At 55.4% G+C, this 13,243-nt stretch carries 15 protein-coding genes; 9 read left to right on the top strand and 6 right to left on the bottom strand.

Going from position 1 to position 13,243, the window contains the following annotated elements; all coding sequences use genetic code 11:
* The first annotated feature begins 63 nt into the window (after positions 1-63).
* Positions 64-951 carry an acetylglutamate kinase gene (argB, locus tag BM022_RS04255; protein ID WP_091137144.1) on the top strand — a complete coding sequence of 296 codons (888 nt, stop codon included), beginning with the start codon at positions 64-66 and terminating at the stop codon, positions 949-951.
* Positions 952-1,157: 206 nt separating this feature from the next.
* Positions 1,158-1,751, top strand: coding sequence for a nucleoid occlusion factor SlmA (slmA, locus tag BM022_RS04250; RefSeq protein WP_091137143.1), 594 nt, complete (start codon positions 1,158-1,160; stop codon positions 1,749-1,751).
* Between the two features lie 146 nt (positions 1,752-1,897).
* Here slmA and BM022_RS04245 read toward each other — a convergent pair whose 3' ends face one another.
* The 4 genes from BM022_RS04245 to gpmA all read right to left on the bottom strand — a co-directional run bounded on the left by BM022_RS04245 (position 1,898) and on the right by gpmA (position 6,369).
* Positions 1,898-2,686: a HesA/MoeB/ThiF family protein gene (locus tag BM022_RS04245; protein WP_091137141.1), complete on the bottom strand. Its 789-nt coding sequence runs from the start codon at positions 2,684-2,686 to the stop codon at positions 1,898-1,900.
* 93 nt (positions 2,687-2,779) lie between these two features.
* Complete coding sequence (locus tag BM022_RS04240) at positions 2,780-4,225, bottom strand: S41 family peptidase (protein ID WP_091137139.1); 1,446 nt, start codon at positions 4,223-4,225, stop codon at positions 2,780-2,782.
* A gap of 29 nt (positions 4,226-4,254) precedes the next feature.
* On the bottom strand, positions 4,255-5,463 hold the full coding sequence (locus tag BM022_RS04235; RefSeq protein ID WP_256208911.1) for a murein hydrolase activator EnvC family protein: 1,209 nt from the start codon (positions 5,461-5,463) through the stop codon (positions 4,255-4,257).
* 156 nt (positions 5,464-5,619) lie between these two features.
* Entirely contained in the window at positions 5,620-6,369 is a 750-nt protein-coding gene (gene gpmA, locus BM022_RS04230; RefSeq protein WP_091137223.1) for a 2,3-diphosphoglycerate-dependent phosphoglycerate mutase, read from the bottom strand.
* A 217-nt stretch (positions 6,370-6,586) separates the two neighbouring features.
* On the opposite strand from gpmA, the gene BM022_RS04225 reads away from it, so the two are divergent.
* From BM022_RS04225 to BM022_RS04205, 5 genes are all read left to right on the top strand, one after another.
* Positions 6,587-6,994 (top strand): rhodanese-like domain-containing protein, encoded by a 408-nt coding sequence (locus BM022_RS04225; RefSeq protein WP_256208910.1) that lies wholly within the window; start codon positions 6,587-6,589, stop codon positions 6,992-6,994.
* Positions 6,995-7,007: 13 nt separating this feature from the next.
* Positions 7,008-7,265 carry a glutaredoxin 3 gene (gene grxC, locus BM022_RS04220; protein ID WP_091137135.1) on the top strand — a complete coding sequence of 86 codons (258 nt, stop codon included), beginning with the start codon at positions 7,008-7,010 and terminating at the stop codon, positions 7,263-7,265.
* A 217-nt stretch (positions 7,266-7,482) separates the two neighbouring features.
* A complete protein-coding gene (gene secB, locus BM022_RS04215) occupies positions 7,483-7,965 on the top strand; it encodes a protein-export chaperone SecB (RefSeq protein ID WP_091137133.1) in 483 nt (160 codons plus the stop codon).
* A gap of 145 nt (positions 7,966-8,110) precedes the next feature.
* A complete protein-coding gene (locus tag BM022_RS04210; RefSeq protein ID WP_371264293.1) occupies positions 8,111-8,635 on the top strand; it encodes an SH3 domain-containing protein in 525 nt (174 codons plus the stop codon).
* Positions 8,632-9,639, top strand: a complete 1,008-nt coding sequence (locus BM022_RS04205; protein ID WP_091137132.1) for an NAD(P)H-dependent glycerol-3-phosphate dehydrogenase — start codon at positions 8,632-8,634, stop codon at positions 9,637-9,639. Before BM022_RS04210 ends, BM022_RS04205 begins: the two co-directional genes overlap by 4 nt.
* Before the next feature lie 14 nt (positions 9,640-9,653).
* Here BM022_RS04205 and trmL read toward each other — a convergent pair whose 3' ends face one another.
* Both trmL and BM022_RS04195 read right to left on the bottom strand, forming a co-directional pair.
* Positions 9,654-10,121 carry a tRNA (uridine(34)/cytosine(34)/5-carboxymethylaminomethyluridine(34)-2'-O)-methyltransferase TrmL gene (trmL, locus tag BM022_RS04200; protein ID WP_091137130.1) on the bottom strand — a complete coding sequence of 156 codons (468 nt, stop codon included), beginning with the start codon at positions 10,119-10,121 and terminating at the stop codon, positions 9,654-9,656.
* A gap of 9 nt (positions 10,122-10,130) precedes the next feature.
* Entirely contained in the window at positions 10,131-10,814 is a 684-nt protein-coding gene (locus BM022_RS04195; RefSeq protein WP_091137219.1) for a ComF family protein, read from the bottom strand.
* A 248-nt stretch (positions 10,815-11,062) separates the two neighbouring features.
* Between BM022_RS04195 and bioB the strand changes: the two genes are divergently transcribed.
* On the top strand, positions 11,063-12,001 hold the full coding sequence (gene bioB / locus BM022_RS04190) for a biotin synthase BioB (protein WP_256208924.1): 939 nt from the start codon (positions 11,063-11,065) through the stop codon (positions 11,999-12,001).
* 60 nt (positions 12,002-12,061) lie between these two features.
* Complete coding sequence (gene bioF, locus BM022_RS04185) at positions 12,062-13,237, top strand: 8-amino-7-oxononanoate synthase (RefSeq protein ID WP_091137127.1); 1,176 nt, start codon at positions 12,062-12,064, stop codon at positions 13,235-13,237.
* Positions 13,238-13,243: the final 6 nt, after the last annotated feature.

Here is a 13,243-nt window from a genome sequence, read left to right as displayed (position 1 = left end):
TAGGTACGGATCAACGGTCGCCATGCCTTCGTTTGCCAAAATATAAATTAATTATCGGATATCGTGCCCCTATCTCCATCTTCTGCAAGCGATAAAGCTAAAATCCTGGCCGAAGCGCTGCCGTATATCCGGCGCTTTCACGGCAAGACGATTGTCATTAAATATGGCGGAAACGCCATGATTGAGGAAAACCTCAAGCAGGGTTTCGCGCGCGATGTGGTTTTGCTGAAGCTGGTGGGGATGAACCCGGTAATCGTTCACGGCGGCGGGCCCCAGATTAACGATATGCTGAAGCGGGTGGGCAAGCAGGGTGAATTCATCCAGGGAATGCGGGTTACCGACGCCGAAACAATGGACGTGGTGGAAATGGTGCTAGGGGGACTGGTCAATAAGGAAATCGTCAATCTCATCAATCATCACGGCGGCCTTGCGGTTGGCCTGACTGGCAAAGATGGCGGTTTCATCCGTGCAAGAAAAATGCTTATACAGGATCGGGAGCGCGTGGATCAGTTGCTCGATATCGGGCAGGTGGGGGAGATAGAAAGCATAGATCCCGCCCTGATTGAACTACTGGAAACACGGGATTTCATTCCGGTTATCGCGCCTATTGGCGTAGGGAAAAATGGCGAATCATACAACATTAATGCCGATCTGGTGGCGGGAGAGCTTGCGCGGGTGATTAACGCGGAGAAACTGGTACTCCTCACCAATACGCCGGGCGTGCTGGACAAAGATGGAAATTTATTGACCGGGTTGACAGCGGCAAAGGTGGACGAGTTAATCGACGAAGGGACCATCTCAGGCGGCATGATACCCAAGATTGGATCGGCGCTAGAGGCGGTGAAACGCGGGGTTAAATCTTGTCATATTATCGACGGGCGGGTGGAACACGGGCTGCTGCTTGAAGTGTTGACGGACGAGGGCGTTGGCACCCTGATAAGGGCAGACTAGTTTGTAAGCTTTCGTCCCGTTAACAGCGTTCAGTCAAGACACGTCGTAATCCCCCTCACACCCCGCCCGCGCGGCGCGTTCTCCCTTCCGTGTCCCCCATGTCGTGCCTTATACTGCGAGCGCCCTTGCTACCGGTCGACAGCCGCCGGAGCTTGGGCGATGATCTCAATTTAAATTAAAGCTATAGCATACTGTAGCGAGCTTACATGTCTGCCAAACCCGGTGAGAGAAAAGATCGAATCCTGCAGGTTCTTGCCCAAATGCTGGAAGAGCCCCGGGCGGTAAAAATTACGACGGCAGCACTGGCAGCCAAACTTGAGGTGTCCGAGGCAGCGCTTTACCGGCACTTTGCCAGCAAGGCCCAAATGTTCGAGGGCCTGATTGAGTTCATTGAAGCCACACTCTTCAGCCTTATCAATAAAGTAACTGACGAAGAGAAAAGCGCAATTCGGCAAATTGAAGCGATAATGGCGTTGTTGCTTGGTTTCGCGCGCAAGAATCCGGGGATGACGCGTGTCCTGATAGGCGACGCGCTCATCAACGAGAACGAGCGCCTGCAAATTCGTATTAATCAGTTGCACGACCGGCTCGAGGCGACTTTGAAACAGGCATTGCGGTTTGGAGTGAGCGAGGGAGAAATTACGGCGAATGTGGACGTGGTCGCTGAGGCGAACCTGCTGATGTGTTATGCGACCGGACGCTGGCACCAGTTTGCCAAAAGTGGCTACAAACGCGACCCGATGGAGCATTGGGAAGCGCAGCGCAGAGCGCTGTTCTCAAGTACTGTGGCCCGGAAATGACTTCGCCCATATGGCTGTTCTAAGTATCGTCACGCTGCCACCATAGAAGAAACGGTAGTGGAACGCCTTACTCGCTGCAGCGAATCAATGCTCACCCTTGCGAAACGTACATTCCTTACACGAGCTGCGAAATAATACTTGCTTCCTTACGGCATCGCGCGGCTGTTTTCGCACGTTTCTCTTGGATCCTCCGCGCCGCAGACCCTGCAGCATGGGTCCTTATCTAATTTTATTGAGCGCCATTCCATCGACAAACCGTCGAGTAACAGCAGCCGACCGTTCAGTGTTTGCCCGATGTCGAGCAGGATTTTCAGTGTTTCGACTGCCTGTACACTACCGATAACACCTGTAAGCGGCGCAAACACCCCCATCACTGCACAACGCATATCCTGATCCTCGCCATCCGCGGGGAACAGGCACTGATAGCAGGGGCTGTGGGTGTGGCGCAGATCGAACACGGCAACCTGCCCTTCAAAACGGATCGCGGCGCCGGATACAAGCGGCTTTTTTGATAGCGTACAGACCCGATTGATGGCGTAGCGGGTCAAAAAATTGTCACTTGCATCCACCACCACATCAATATCGGCGACGAGTTGCAGAAGCGTTGTCTCGTCCATGCGCTGGTGCAGCGCGATAACGTTGACTTCCGGGTTGATTCCCGCAAGCGTTTTTTTTGCGGAAAAGGTTTTGGGCGTGCCGATCCGATCGGTGCTGTGAGCGATCTGGCGCTGAAGATTGGTCAGGTCAACGGTATCGTCGTCACAAATCGTCAGTTTGCCGACGCCGCTTGCAGCGAGGTATATGGCGGCGGGAGAACCCAGCCCCCCGGCGCCAACCACAAGCACGTGTGATTTTAGAAGCGCTTCCTGCCCCTGTATGCCGATTTCGGGCAACAGGATGTGGCGGCTATAGCGCAGTAGCTGATCGTCATTCATTATTCGCAGCCTGCGCCACCATAAAAGCCGGAACGATTCCTGGTCGGCCGATCAATGGGCAGGAGGCGCGGCAGAGGCAACGAATGGGGGAATTCAGTTCGTTACTTTTGCCGCGCTCTTCTTGACGCCGCCTTCCTTGAAATAATTCATCGCTTGGGTCAGCAGCAAGTCTTCCGGGGAACCAAACTCGGCCGGGGGCTCGCGTTTCGTGTTCTTGTCGTCACCGTTCGTGGGTTTTGGGGCCTTGACCGGTGCTGGTACTTCTGCTGGTACTTCCTTCGTCGCAGCGGCAGCCTCCGGCTTAGCTTCCTCAACTTTGCCATTGGGAAGATGGCGAGTCAGATCGGCCTCGCGCAAGCGCTCGGTATCATCTTTCGCCGCTTCGTCCAGGATGTCCGGCGTAATCCCCTTGGCCTGGATGGATTGACCATTAGGTGTGTAATAACGCGCAGTGGTGAGCTTGATGGCAGTGTTGTTACCCAACGGAAGAATTGTTTGCACCGAGCCTTTTCCAAAGGTTTGCGTGCCCATCACAATCGAACGCTTGTGATCCTGCAGGGCGCCGGCGACAATCTCTGAAGCCGAGGCCGAGCCTCCATTGACCAGCGTTACCATCGGAACGGTCTTTATTTCCGGCGGCAGCCGCTTCAGGTAGTCGTTTTTGGTGTCGCGCAAGTAGAATTCGGGACTTGCCTTGAGTTTCATCTTGGCGTCATCCGTACGGCCATCGGTATACACGACCAACGAATTCGCGGGTAGAAATGCGGCCGAGACCGCCACGGCGCCGTTCAGCAATCCGCCGGGATCGTTGCGCAGGTCCAACACCAGCCCCTTCATCGGCACTGTACTTTCCTTGAATAGCTTATCGATCGCCTTGGTCAGGTTTTCGCCGGTTTGCTCCTGAAACTGGGTGATACGGACGTAGCCGTAACCCGGCTCAAGCAACTTTGATTTTACACTCTGGATTTTGATCACTGCCCGCACAAGCGTGAACACCAGCGGCTTGGTTTCACCCTTGCGCAATACGGTAAGGGTAATAGGCGTATTTGGCTTGCCGCGCATGCGCTTGATGGCATCGGTAAGAGAGAGGCCTTTGACCGCAGTATCGTCCAGCTTGATTATCAGGTCACCGGTCTTGATACCCGCCCGAAACGCGGGGGTATCCTCGATTGGCGAAATGACCTTGACGAAACCGTCTTCCATGCTGACTTCGATCCCGAGCCCGCCGAACTCGCCCTGCGTGCCGATCTGCAGTTCCTTGAACGCATCTGCGTCCAGATAGGCCGAGTGTGGATCCAGTCCGGTCAACATTCCATTGATCGCCTCGGTGATCAGCTTCTTATCCTGCACCGGCTCGACGTAATCGGTTTTGATGCGCCCGAATACTTCCGTGAATGCACGCAACTCCTCTACCGGAAGCGGGTGCATGATTTCCTGCGTTTCTTCCTTGTTTGCGACAGCTGAAAAATTAAGGCTCAACATCACCCCGGCGATGACGCCGAAAACGACCAGGCCGACTTGCCGCATTTTGTCACCCATTAAACGTTCTCCACTATTTGTTGCATCGCTCATTTTATTCTGACCCAGTTCAAGGGGTCAAACGGTTTGCCTTGATGGCGTAACTCAAAATATAAACCCGACTCCGGGTTGCTCCCGCTGTTTCCTACCGAGGCGATGGTATCACCCCCGCGAACGGTGTCGCCGACTTGCTTGTGGTTGGTTTCGTTGTTGCCATAGAGGCTCATGTAGCTATTACCGTGATCCACAATCATCAGGTTGCCAAATCCTCGCAGCCAGTCGGCGAAGACTACGCGTCCGCCCGCAACTGCTTTCACATCCCCACCGGTAGAGGACCGAATGAACAGTCCTTTCCACGTTACTCCTCCATCCGCACGTGGACCACCAAACCGATTCGCAAGTTCCCCACGCACAGGCAAACTCAGACGGCCTTTCAGTGACGAGAAAGGGTTTCCATCGACAGATGCATCCGGGAGCCGTTCGTTGCTGAGGGGTCCAGGGGTGGCGGCGCGTGGAGTGCTACGGGCGGTATTCCGCTTTTTTTGCGCGAGCATCTTCGCGATTTTTTCTACAAGCCGGGCCAGGCGTTCTTCGTCACGCTTAAGTTTGCTGATTTCGCGCCGCTGATGGTCCGCTTGGGACGAGATGCGTTCAAGCAATTTTGCATGCCCGGTCTTTTCTTGTTCCAGATATTTTTTGTGTTCCGCCTGCTTTACCTGGATCGCGCCGATTTCCATGCTTTTTTCGCGGCTTTGCCGCGCGAGCGTATCCAGTCGCTGAACATTCGCGCGCAGTGCATTAATGTCTTCCAGGCGTGCGCGGGAGAGATAGCCGTAATAGTGCATATTGCGCGCGATCTCATTGGGATCCTGCTGGTTAAGCAGTAGACTTAAATATTCCGTTTGTCCGCCCCCATTTAAATACTGGCGATGAAGCAGTTTGCCGAGCCGTAACTGTTGCACTTCTATATCCCTGGCGACTTGCCTCGACTGTGCCTGTAGCTGACTGAGTTTATTGTTGGCTTCATGGTACTCGCGTGTCAGCGCCGCGAGTTTGCGATTGGCGGCAATAATCGCCCGCTCCGATTCCCGCAGCGCATCCGCTACTTCCGATTTCGATTCTTCCGTATCCGCCAGTTCTTTTTGCAGTGTTTCGATTCGACCACGCAACTGCTTGAGGTCCTCGTTGTCGACCTTGGGCGCAGCAGCGACCAGCTGCGAGAGGATGAGTGCGCAAGCGGGGATAAACTTGCCAATCATGTTGAACCACGGATGAATACCAATCAAGGCCGAGATTTCAAAACATATCCGAACAGATCATCCACAAACGGCGAAAGCGTCTTTCGGAGCGCCTTCGGAGTTGCAACCCATGACCCCGGGGGCGTCCTCTTTTGGAAGGGTTGAATGGATTCACGGCTAGGGGACAATTTTTCCCTGATTGGCCACGACTTGCATGGCCTGCTCGATTCTTGCCTGATCACCGAGATAATAGCTGCGGATGGGTTTAAGGCTGTCGTCCAGCTCATATACAAGCGGAACGCCGGTGGGAATATTCAATTCCATGACCTCTTGCTCGGACAGGTTGTCGAGATACATGACCAGCGCTCGCAGCGAATTGCCGTGAGCAGTAATGAGCACATGCTGCCCTGATTGGACCTGGGGCGCAATAGTTTCGTTCCAGCACGGGAGAAATCTCTTTACCGTGTCTTCAAGACACTCCGTCAGCGGAATATCCTGAATAGACAAATGGCGATAGCGGGGATCGAAACCCGGATAGCGCGGATCCTCGCGAGTCAGCGCGGGTGGTCGGGTATTATAGCTGCGTCGCCAGATCAGAACCTGTTCCTCACCATACCTGAGCGCAGTCTCTACCTTGTTCAAGCCTTGGAGCGCGCCATAATGCCGTTCATTCAAGCGCCACGACAGATGAACCGGAATCCACATCTGGTCCAACTCATCCAGGACTATCCACAGTGTGCGGATCGCGCGCTTCAACACGGAAGTGTAGGCAACATCGAACGCAAATCCGCTTTCCCGCAACAGCCGTCCCGCATGTCTGGCCTCTTCCATACCGGTAGCGGATAAATCCACATCTGTCCAGCCAGTGAAGCGGTTCTCCTTGTTCCATGTGCTTTCCCCATGACGCAGGAGAATGAGTTTTTTCATGTTGTCCGTTAAAAAATTAAAAATTCCGCTTGAGCGGCCGAAAAAATGTTCCAATTTTATTGTATTTTGGGCCTTCTCGCACCATCGGATGACCGAATGAGTCCCAAACTCGTTCTGGCGCACTTCCGAGCTTGCGCCCTCCTGTCTGCTGCACAGGGAATTACGCAATGTACGCGTCTCTGATAGAATCCCAAGTCTATAAAAGCGGGGAATACGAGTGTCATTCATTCAGAGTAATATTGCGTTAGTCATGGCAGCGCTTGTTAGCGGGGCGTTGCTCCTATGGTCGATTTTTCGCCCTTCAGGGAAAGAAGTTGACACGCTGGTCGCGGTTCAGCTCATCAACTACAAGGAGGGACTGGTTCTGGATGTGCGCGAGGCAAGCGAATACGAAGCAGGGCACGTGCCGAATTCAAAGCACATCCCGGCCGACAAACTCGAGCAGCGTATTTCGGAGCTGGAGAAATTCAAAAGCAAGCCCATCGTGTTGATCCACCGTAGTGGCGTTCATTCTACCGGCAAAGCCGGCGCGACCCTGCGCGCCCATGGATTCACGCTTGTGCATGATCTTACGGGCGGGGTCGACGCATGGCGGCAGGCAAATCTGCCAATAGTGAAGAAATAACGGGAAGCGGTTAATGGCGAAGGTAGTCATGTACTCCACGGCTTTTTGTCCCTATTGCATTATGGCGGAGCGTCTGCTGCTGGCGAGGGGAGTGACGGAGATAGAAAAAATCCGGGTGGATCTTGAGCCGGCAATGCGCGCTGAAATGATGGCAAAGACCGGACGGCGCACTGTTCCGCAGATTTATATCGGCGACACGCATGTCGGCGGATATGACGATCTGGCAAAGCTTGACAGAAAGGACGGACTGGCTAAGCTCCTGACCGCCTGAATCCGGAACTGACGCGCTGGGTTAAAGGGTTCCTGGCCAACAGCCCCGGTTGCGGGTCGGCCCGTTGCCAGCGCGCGGGCTCGCACTTTGGCAAGTTGACGTCTCTGTGTGCTGGTCTGCATTTCCCCAGTTGAACATTTCCTCTTGGGAGGATTATCCCCTACGTGCAGTTTTACGCTAACCTCGTAATTTTTGACTACTCTTTATGGAACCCAACATGAGCGACGAGCAGCAACCGGTTTTCAGCATTGAAAAAATCTATGTAAAAGATCTCTCGTTGGAGATACCCAACGCCCCGAGAATCTTCCTTGAGCGGGAAGCCCCTGAAGTGAACATTCAACTGCATACCAAGGGGGAGCGCATCGACGAAGGCATGTACGAGGTCGTGTTGACCACGACCGTCACGGCGAAGGTGAAGGACAAGACTATGTTTCTGGTGGAGGTGCAGCAGGCGGGCGTTTTTCAGATCCGACATGTGCCAGAGACCGACCTGGACCCGGTGCTGGGTATTGCCGGGCCCACGATTCTCTTTCCCTACCTGCGTGAAACGGTGTCGGACGTCGTTACCCGTGCCGGGTTTCATGCGGTTATATTGAATCCGGTGAATTTTGAAGCACTCTACCATCAGGGGAAGCAGCAGGCGGATCAGAACGCAAAAGTACCGGAACGTACGGAAGATACACAAAAAATAACGCATTGAAATGAAACACCCGCGCATCGCGTCGCCGAAGGAGTCTATAAGGAAGTTTTGCGCGGATGCGCTCCGGTCCCATCCAGGCCGTCGGAAAATCGGCCGTTTACCGCACGCGATTTTCCCGCATTGCACGCCACACGGGGACCCAGCCTTGGCTCGTTATACGCCTTGCCGCGGCGAAGGGTTTCACCGGTTGCTTATACGTCGGGTCATCGGTACCCTGGTGCCGCGAGGCAGCGCCGTAGTGGTTCTTTTGGTCGCGGCGTTGATGCTTCCTGGGTCGGCACTCGCAGCCTTCGATTTTTTCTCCATCAACGAAAATGCTGTGATCATGTATGACGCGCCTTCTCTAAAGGCAGGCAGGTTGTACGTGGCGAGCCGCAACCTTCCGGTGGAGGCCGTGGTCAAGGTCGAAGGCTGGGTGAAGGTCCGCGATAGCAAGGGAAACCTTGCATGGGTGGAAGAAAAGGTTTTGAGCGAAAAACGCTTTGTCATCGTGACTGCGCCCCTGGCAGAGGCATATCAAGCCCCGAACACGAATTCGGCACTCGTATTTAAAGCGCAGCAAGACGTCATTATGGAATGGCTTGAGCCCGCAGCGAATGGGTGGGTCAAGGTGCGCCACCGCGACGGCCAGACGGGTTACGTGAGGACGAACCAGGTCTGGGGGTCATGAGAATAGCAGTCCTGGGGGCGGGGGCGTGGGGAACTGGCCTGGCCATCAGTCTCAGCTCACACTCCAGCTCCAGCTCTTCCCATGAGGTCGTCCTGTGGACGCGCAATGCCGCCCATCTGGCTGAACTTGATGCTCATCGGGTCAACAAGCGCTATTTTCCCGCTTTTCCTCTGCCCGAATCCCTGCGCTTGACTTCCTCTCTCTGCGCCGCCATTGAAAACGCCGAACTTGCTTTGGTCATTGTGCCGGTTTCAGGACTGCGTGAAACATTGCGCGGAATTGTTGCCTGCAGAAAAACTGTGCCAGTAATCTGGGGATGCAAGGGATTCGAGGCGGAGTCCGCAAAGCTGCCGCATCAGGTTGCGAAGGAGGAGTTTGGGGCGGTCGCGCCTTGTGGGGTATTGTCAGGTCCCAGTTTTGCACAGGAAGTGGCGCAGGGGCTCCCTGCAGCCCTGACACTCGCGTCGCATGACGAGCGGTTTGCACGAAGCATTGCGGCCGAACTTCATACTTCCCGCCGAAGGGTCTATACCAGCGCCGATCTTGTCGGCGTGGAAACTGGTGGCGCGGTAAAGAATGTTATTTCGATTGCTGCCGGCATTTCCGATGGTATGGGGTTCGGATACAACGCACGAGCAGCGCTCATTACCCGAGGTTTGGCGGAAATCACCCGGTTGGGCATAAAACTCGGCGGCCATATGGAAACGTTCATGGGGCTGACCGGCGCCGGCGACCTGATACTTACGTGTACGGGCGATCTATCCCGCAACCGGCGGGTTGGGCTTCGGCTGGCGGCAGGGGAGGCGCTGCCAAGTATACTTCAGGAACTCGGACACACCGCCGAAGGGGTCCATACGGCGGGAGAAGTACTGCGGCTGAGCCGCGGAATGAAAGTCGAAATGCCAATCACCGCCGCTGTGTGCAGCATCATCCATGATGGCGTACCGGCCAGACTGGCCGTGGAAGCGTTGCTCAACCGCGAACCCAAAACCGAAACTTATTGAAGCCGGCTTTATCTTCAGGTTGCGTTGGAGAAATTCATCTGCCGCCATGCTTCATATACCACCACGGCAACGGTATTGGAAAGGTTGAGGCTTCGGCTATTGGGAACCATGGGCACGCGGAGACGTCGCTGTGTGGGGAAGCTCTCCAATATATCGAGCGGCAAGCCGCGCGTCTCGGGCCCAAACACAAATACATCTCCGCTAACGTACGTCCCTTGGTCGTAGCGCTGTTTTCCCTTGGTCGAGACAGCAAAAAAACGGCGTTCGTGTAAGTGGCGGAGGCATTCCCCCCAGTTGGCATGGACGGCTATGCTGGCAAACTCGTGATAATCCAGCCCGGCGCGCAGCAGTTGCTTATCCTCCAGCGTGAAACCCAGTGGTTTTATAAGGTGCAGCTTCGTCCCCGTGTTGGCGCACAGCCGTATGATATTGCCGGTGTTAGGAGGAATTTCAGGCTGATACAGAACTACGTCGAACGTCATACCTGAGTTTTAAAAATGGGCTTGAGGGCGATCGGGAAACGTTCTAGCCACGACCCATGCGCTGACGCGGCTTGCTCCGCATTTCCGCAATATCTTGGCCAGTTCATTCATAGTTGCACCCGTGGTCATCACGTCATCCAATACGGCGATGCGTCTGCCCGTCAGGTCGGCTTCACATGCGAATGCGTCGCGGATATTCTTCTCGCGTTCCTTCCACGGCAACCCCGTCTGTGAAGGAGCGTCTTTGATCCGCCGGCAGGCGAGAGGCAGCAAGGCCACCCCGGCTTTTTTTGAAACGCGGCGGGCGATCTCGCTTGCCTGGTTAAAACCGCGCTCACGCAATTTGCTGGGGTGCAGCGGCATGGGCAGGATGAAGTCGGGTAACTCGGCAGCGCCGATCCGGGCGCTCAGCAAGTCGGCGAGCACGGGCGCGAGGGCAAGATTAGCCTGGTACTTGAGTGACCGAAGAAGGGCATCAATGGGAAACGCATAGCTTGCTGCTGCAATGCTGCGGTCAAACGCAGGCGGGTGTGCAAGGCAAGCACCGCAGACGTCAGCTGTGGTGAGCGGTAGCGCGCACACCACACAATGACGAGACGGAAGATGAGGCAGACTGGCATGACACGGCGAACAAAGCTCGCTATCGCTGGCGCCGCCACAGAGCAGGCAGCGTTTTGCGAACAAGACTTGCATAAAATTTAATCGGTTGTTGAATATCATCTGCTGAAAAATTGACAACTGTGGCGCAATACCCGATGATTACACGCTGCTCTGTTAGCGTGTGCCGCCAGAGAAATGTTCCCTTTTCGCGCATTGTAACGCAGCCGAATCAGTCACTCCGTAACTAAAGCAAACGACATAATATGAATCAATTAATCTCGGATCTCCCCGGCGGTACGGAAGAGCGCGCATCCGTGGCGGTTGAAAAGCTTAGCCCAGCGATGGAATCGCCGTGTTGGGACGTACATCGGATCGAAGCGTTGCTCGATTTGCCGTTCAACGATTTGATTCATCGCGCGCAATCAGTTCATCGTCAGTATCATGACCCGAATGGGGTACAGCTATCCACCCTGATTTCAGTGAAGACCGGTGGCTGCTCGGAAGACTGTGGATATTGCCCTCAGGCAGCTCGATATCATACCGGGGTGGAGAACCAGGAAATGCTAACGCTCGATGAGGTCCTGGCAGCGGCAGCTGAAGCGAAAGCGCGGGGAGCATCGCGCTTTTGCATGGGAGCGGCATGGCGGGGGCCCAAGCAGCGCGACATCGAAAAAATGACGGAAATGGTGGGAGGGGTAAAAGCGCTTGGGCTCGAAACCTGCGCTACATTAGGGATGTTGAAACCGGGGCAGGCGGAGCAGCTTCGCCAGGCCGGGCTTGATTATTACAACCACAATCTGGACACGGCGCCGGAATTTTATGGTGAAATCATCACTACCCGCCAGTACCAGGACAGACTGGATACATTGGATAAGGTTCGCAACGCGGGCATCAATGTGTGCTGCGGCGGAATCGTCGGCATGGGGGAATCGCGTCATGCGCGCGCCGGCCTCATCGCGCAATTGGCCAATCTCGATCCCTATCCTGAATCCGTTCCCATCAACTATTTAGTGCAGGTGGAGGGAACACCACTTCACGGTACCGCAGTGCTCGATCCGCTCGAATTCGTGCGTACTATCGCGGCCGCGCGCGTCACCATGCCCAAAGCGATGGTCAGACTCTCAGCCGGTAGGCAGGAAATGCCGGATGCTGTGCAAGCCCTGTGTTTCCTGGCTGGCGCCAATTCCATTTTTTATGGCGACAAATTGCTTACCACCGGTAACCCCCAAACGGAACGGGACACAATGCTGTTTGACAAACTGGGCCTCCATCCGATCTAGGCCCCGCATTCGAGACACTTTCCCTCCGCTCATATCATTTCCACAAAGCTATCCGGCGGTATGCCCAGCGATTCCGGTGATCTCGGTAGTTTGCGCGAACAGCTGCGCGACCGCGAAGCGGGAAAGCTGTACCGCCAACGCCTCATGCTGGACAGTTCGCAGGCGAAGCAGGTCTCCCTTGCCGGACAGGAATACCTCGCCTTTTGCAGTAACGATTATCTCGGCCTTGCGAACCATCCAGCCTTGATTGCGGCGGTTTGCGAGGGCGCCTTGCGATACGGAGTCGGGGCAGGCGCATCGCATCTCATCAGTGGGCATTCCACGGCGCATCATGAGCTGGAGGAAGCGCTGGCACGCTTTACCGGTTATCCCCGGGCACTACTGTTCTCCACGGGATACATGGCCAATGCGGGAGTGGTGATGGCCCTCGCAGGGCGTCACGACGCGATATTTGCCGACAAGCTTAATCATGCCTCGCTCAACGATGCGGCGCTGGTTTCGCGGGCGACGTTCAAGCGGTATCCGCACCTCGACCTGACTACCTTGGAACGGCAGCTAGCCGCTTCCCGTGCCAAACGCAAACTGGTCATCAGTGATGCAGTGTTCAGTATGGATGGCGACATCGCGCCCGCGACGAACCTGCTGGCATTGTGCGAAAAATATGGGGCTTGGCTGATGCTGGACGACGCCCACGGGTTTGGTGTGCTGGGAGCACAGGGGAGGGGGACGCTGGCTCATCTTGGCATCAAGTCGCCGCGCATCATCTACATGGCTACGCTAGGCAAAGCAGCGGGGGTGTTCGGCGCTTTTGTCGCCGCACAGCCGGAGGTTATTGAAACGCTGATTCAACATGCGCGCAGCTACATCTACACCACCGCGTCTCCGCCGCTGCTCGCGCACGCTCTGATGAAAAGTCTGGATTTGGTGGAATCCGAAGAATGGCGGCGGAAAAAACTTATTCAACTCATCGTCGCGCTTAAACAGGCATTGCAGCCGTTACGGTGGAAACTCATGCCCTCCGATACCCCCATCCAGCCACTGATCGTGGGGGATAACGATAAAGCCTTGCAGCTCAGCGAATCGCTGCGCGAGAGAGGGATTCTGGTCCCGGCTATTCGCCCGCCTACGGTACCACAAGGGGCATCCCGTCTCCGGATCTCGCTTTCCTCCGCGCATGATATGGAAGATGTCGCCCGGCTGGGGGCGGTATTGCGAGAATTGGATGTCGCCTCTTGAACAAGC

This window comes from Nitrosospira sp. Nsp14 (genome assembly GCF_900113575.1).
Lineage (GTDB): Bacteria > Pseudomonadota > Gammaproteobacteria > Burkholderiales > Nitrosomonadaceae > Nitrosospira.
Note: the sequence above shows the minus strand (reverse complement) of the source record. Positions and strands in the feature narration are given on the sequence as shown.

Coding starts and splice junctions, on each gene's coding strand:
- slmA (WP_091137143.1), top strand. CDS start 1,158: ATGTCTGCCAAACCCGGTGAGAGAAAAGATCGAATCCTGCAGGTTCTT.
- BM022_RS04245 (WP_091137141.1), bottom strand. CDS start 2,686: ATGAATGACGATCAGCTACTGCGCTATAGCCGCCACATCCTGTTGCCC.
- BM022_RS04240 (WP_091137139.1), bottom strand. CDS start 4,225: ATGGGTGACAAAATGCGGCAAGTCGGCCTGGTCGTTTTCGGCGTCATC.
- BM022_RS04235 (WP_256208911.1), bottom strand. CDS start 5,463: ATGATTGGCAAGTTTATCCCCGCTTGCGCACTCATCCTCTCGCAGCTG.
- gpmA (WP_091137223.1), bottom strand. CDS start 6,369: ATGAAAAAACTCATTCTCCTGCGTCATGGGGAAAGCACATGGAACAAG.
- grxC (WP_091137135.1), top strand. CDS start 7,008: ATGGCGAAGGTAGTCATGTACTCCACGGCTTTTTGTCCCTATTGCATT.
- secB (WP_091137133.1), top strand. CDS start 7,483: ATGAGCGACGAGCAGCAACCGGTTTTCAGCATTGAAAAAATCTATGTA.
- BM022_RS04205 (WP_091137132.1), top strand. CDS start 8,632: ATGAGAATAGCAGTCCTGGGGGCGGGGGCGTGGGGAACTGGCCTGGCC.
- trmL (WP_091137130.1), bottom strand. CDS start 10,121: ATGACGTTCGACGTAGTTCTGTATCAGCCTGAAATTCCTCCTAACACC.
- BM022_RS04195 (WP_091137219.1), bottom strand. CDS start 10,814: ATGCAAGTCTTGTTCGCAAAACGCTGCCTGCTCTGTGGCGGCGCCAGC.
- bioB (WP_256208924.1), top strand. CDS start 11,063: ATGGAATCGCCGTGTTGGGACGTACATCGGATCGAAGCGTTGCTCGAT.
- bioF (WP_091137127.1), top strand. CDS start 12,062: ATGCCCAGCGATTCCGGTGATCTCGGTAGTTTGCGCGAACAGCTGCGC.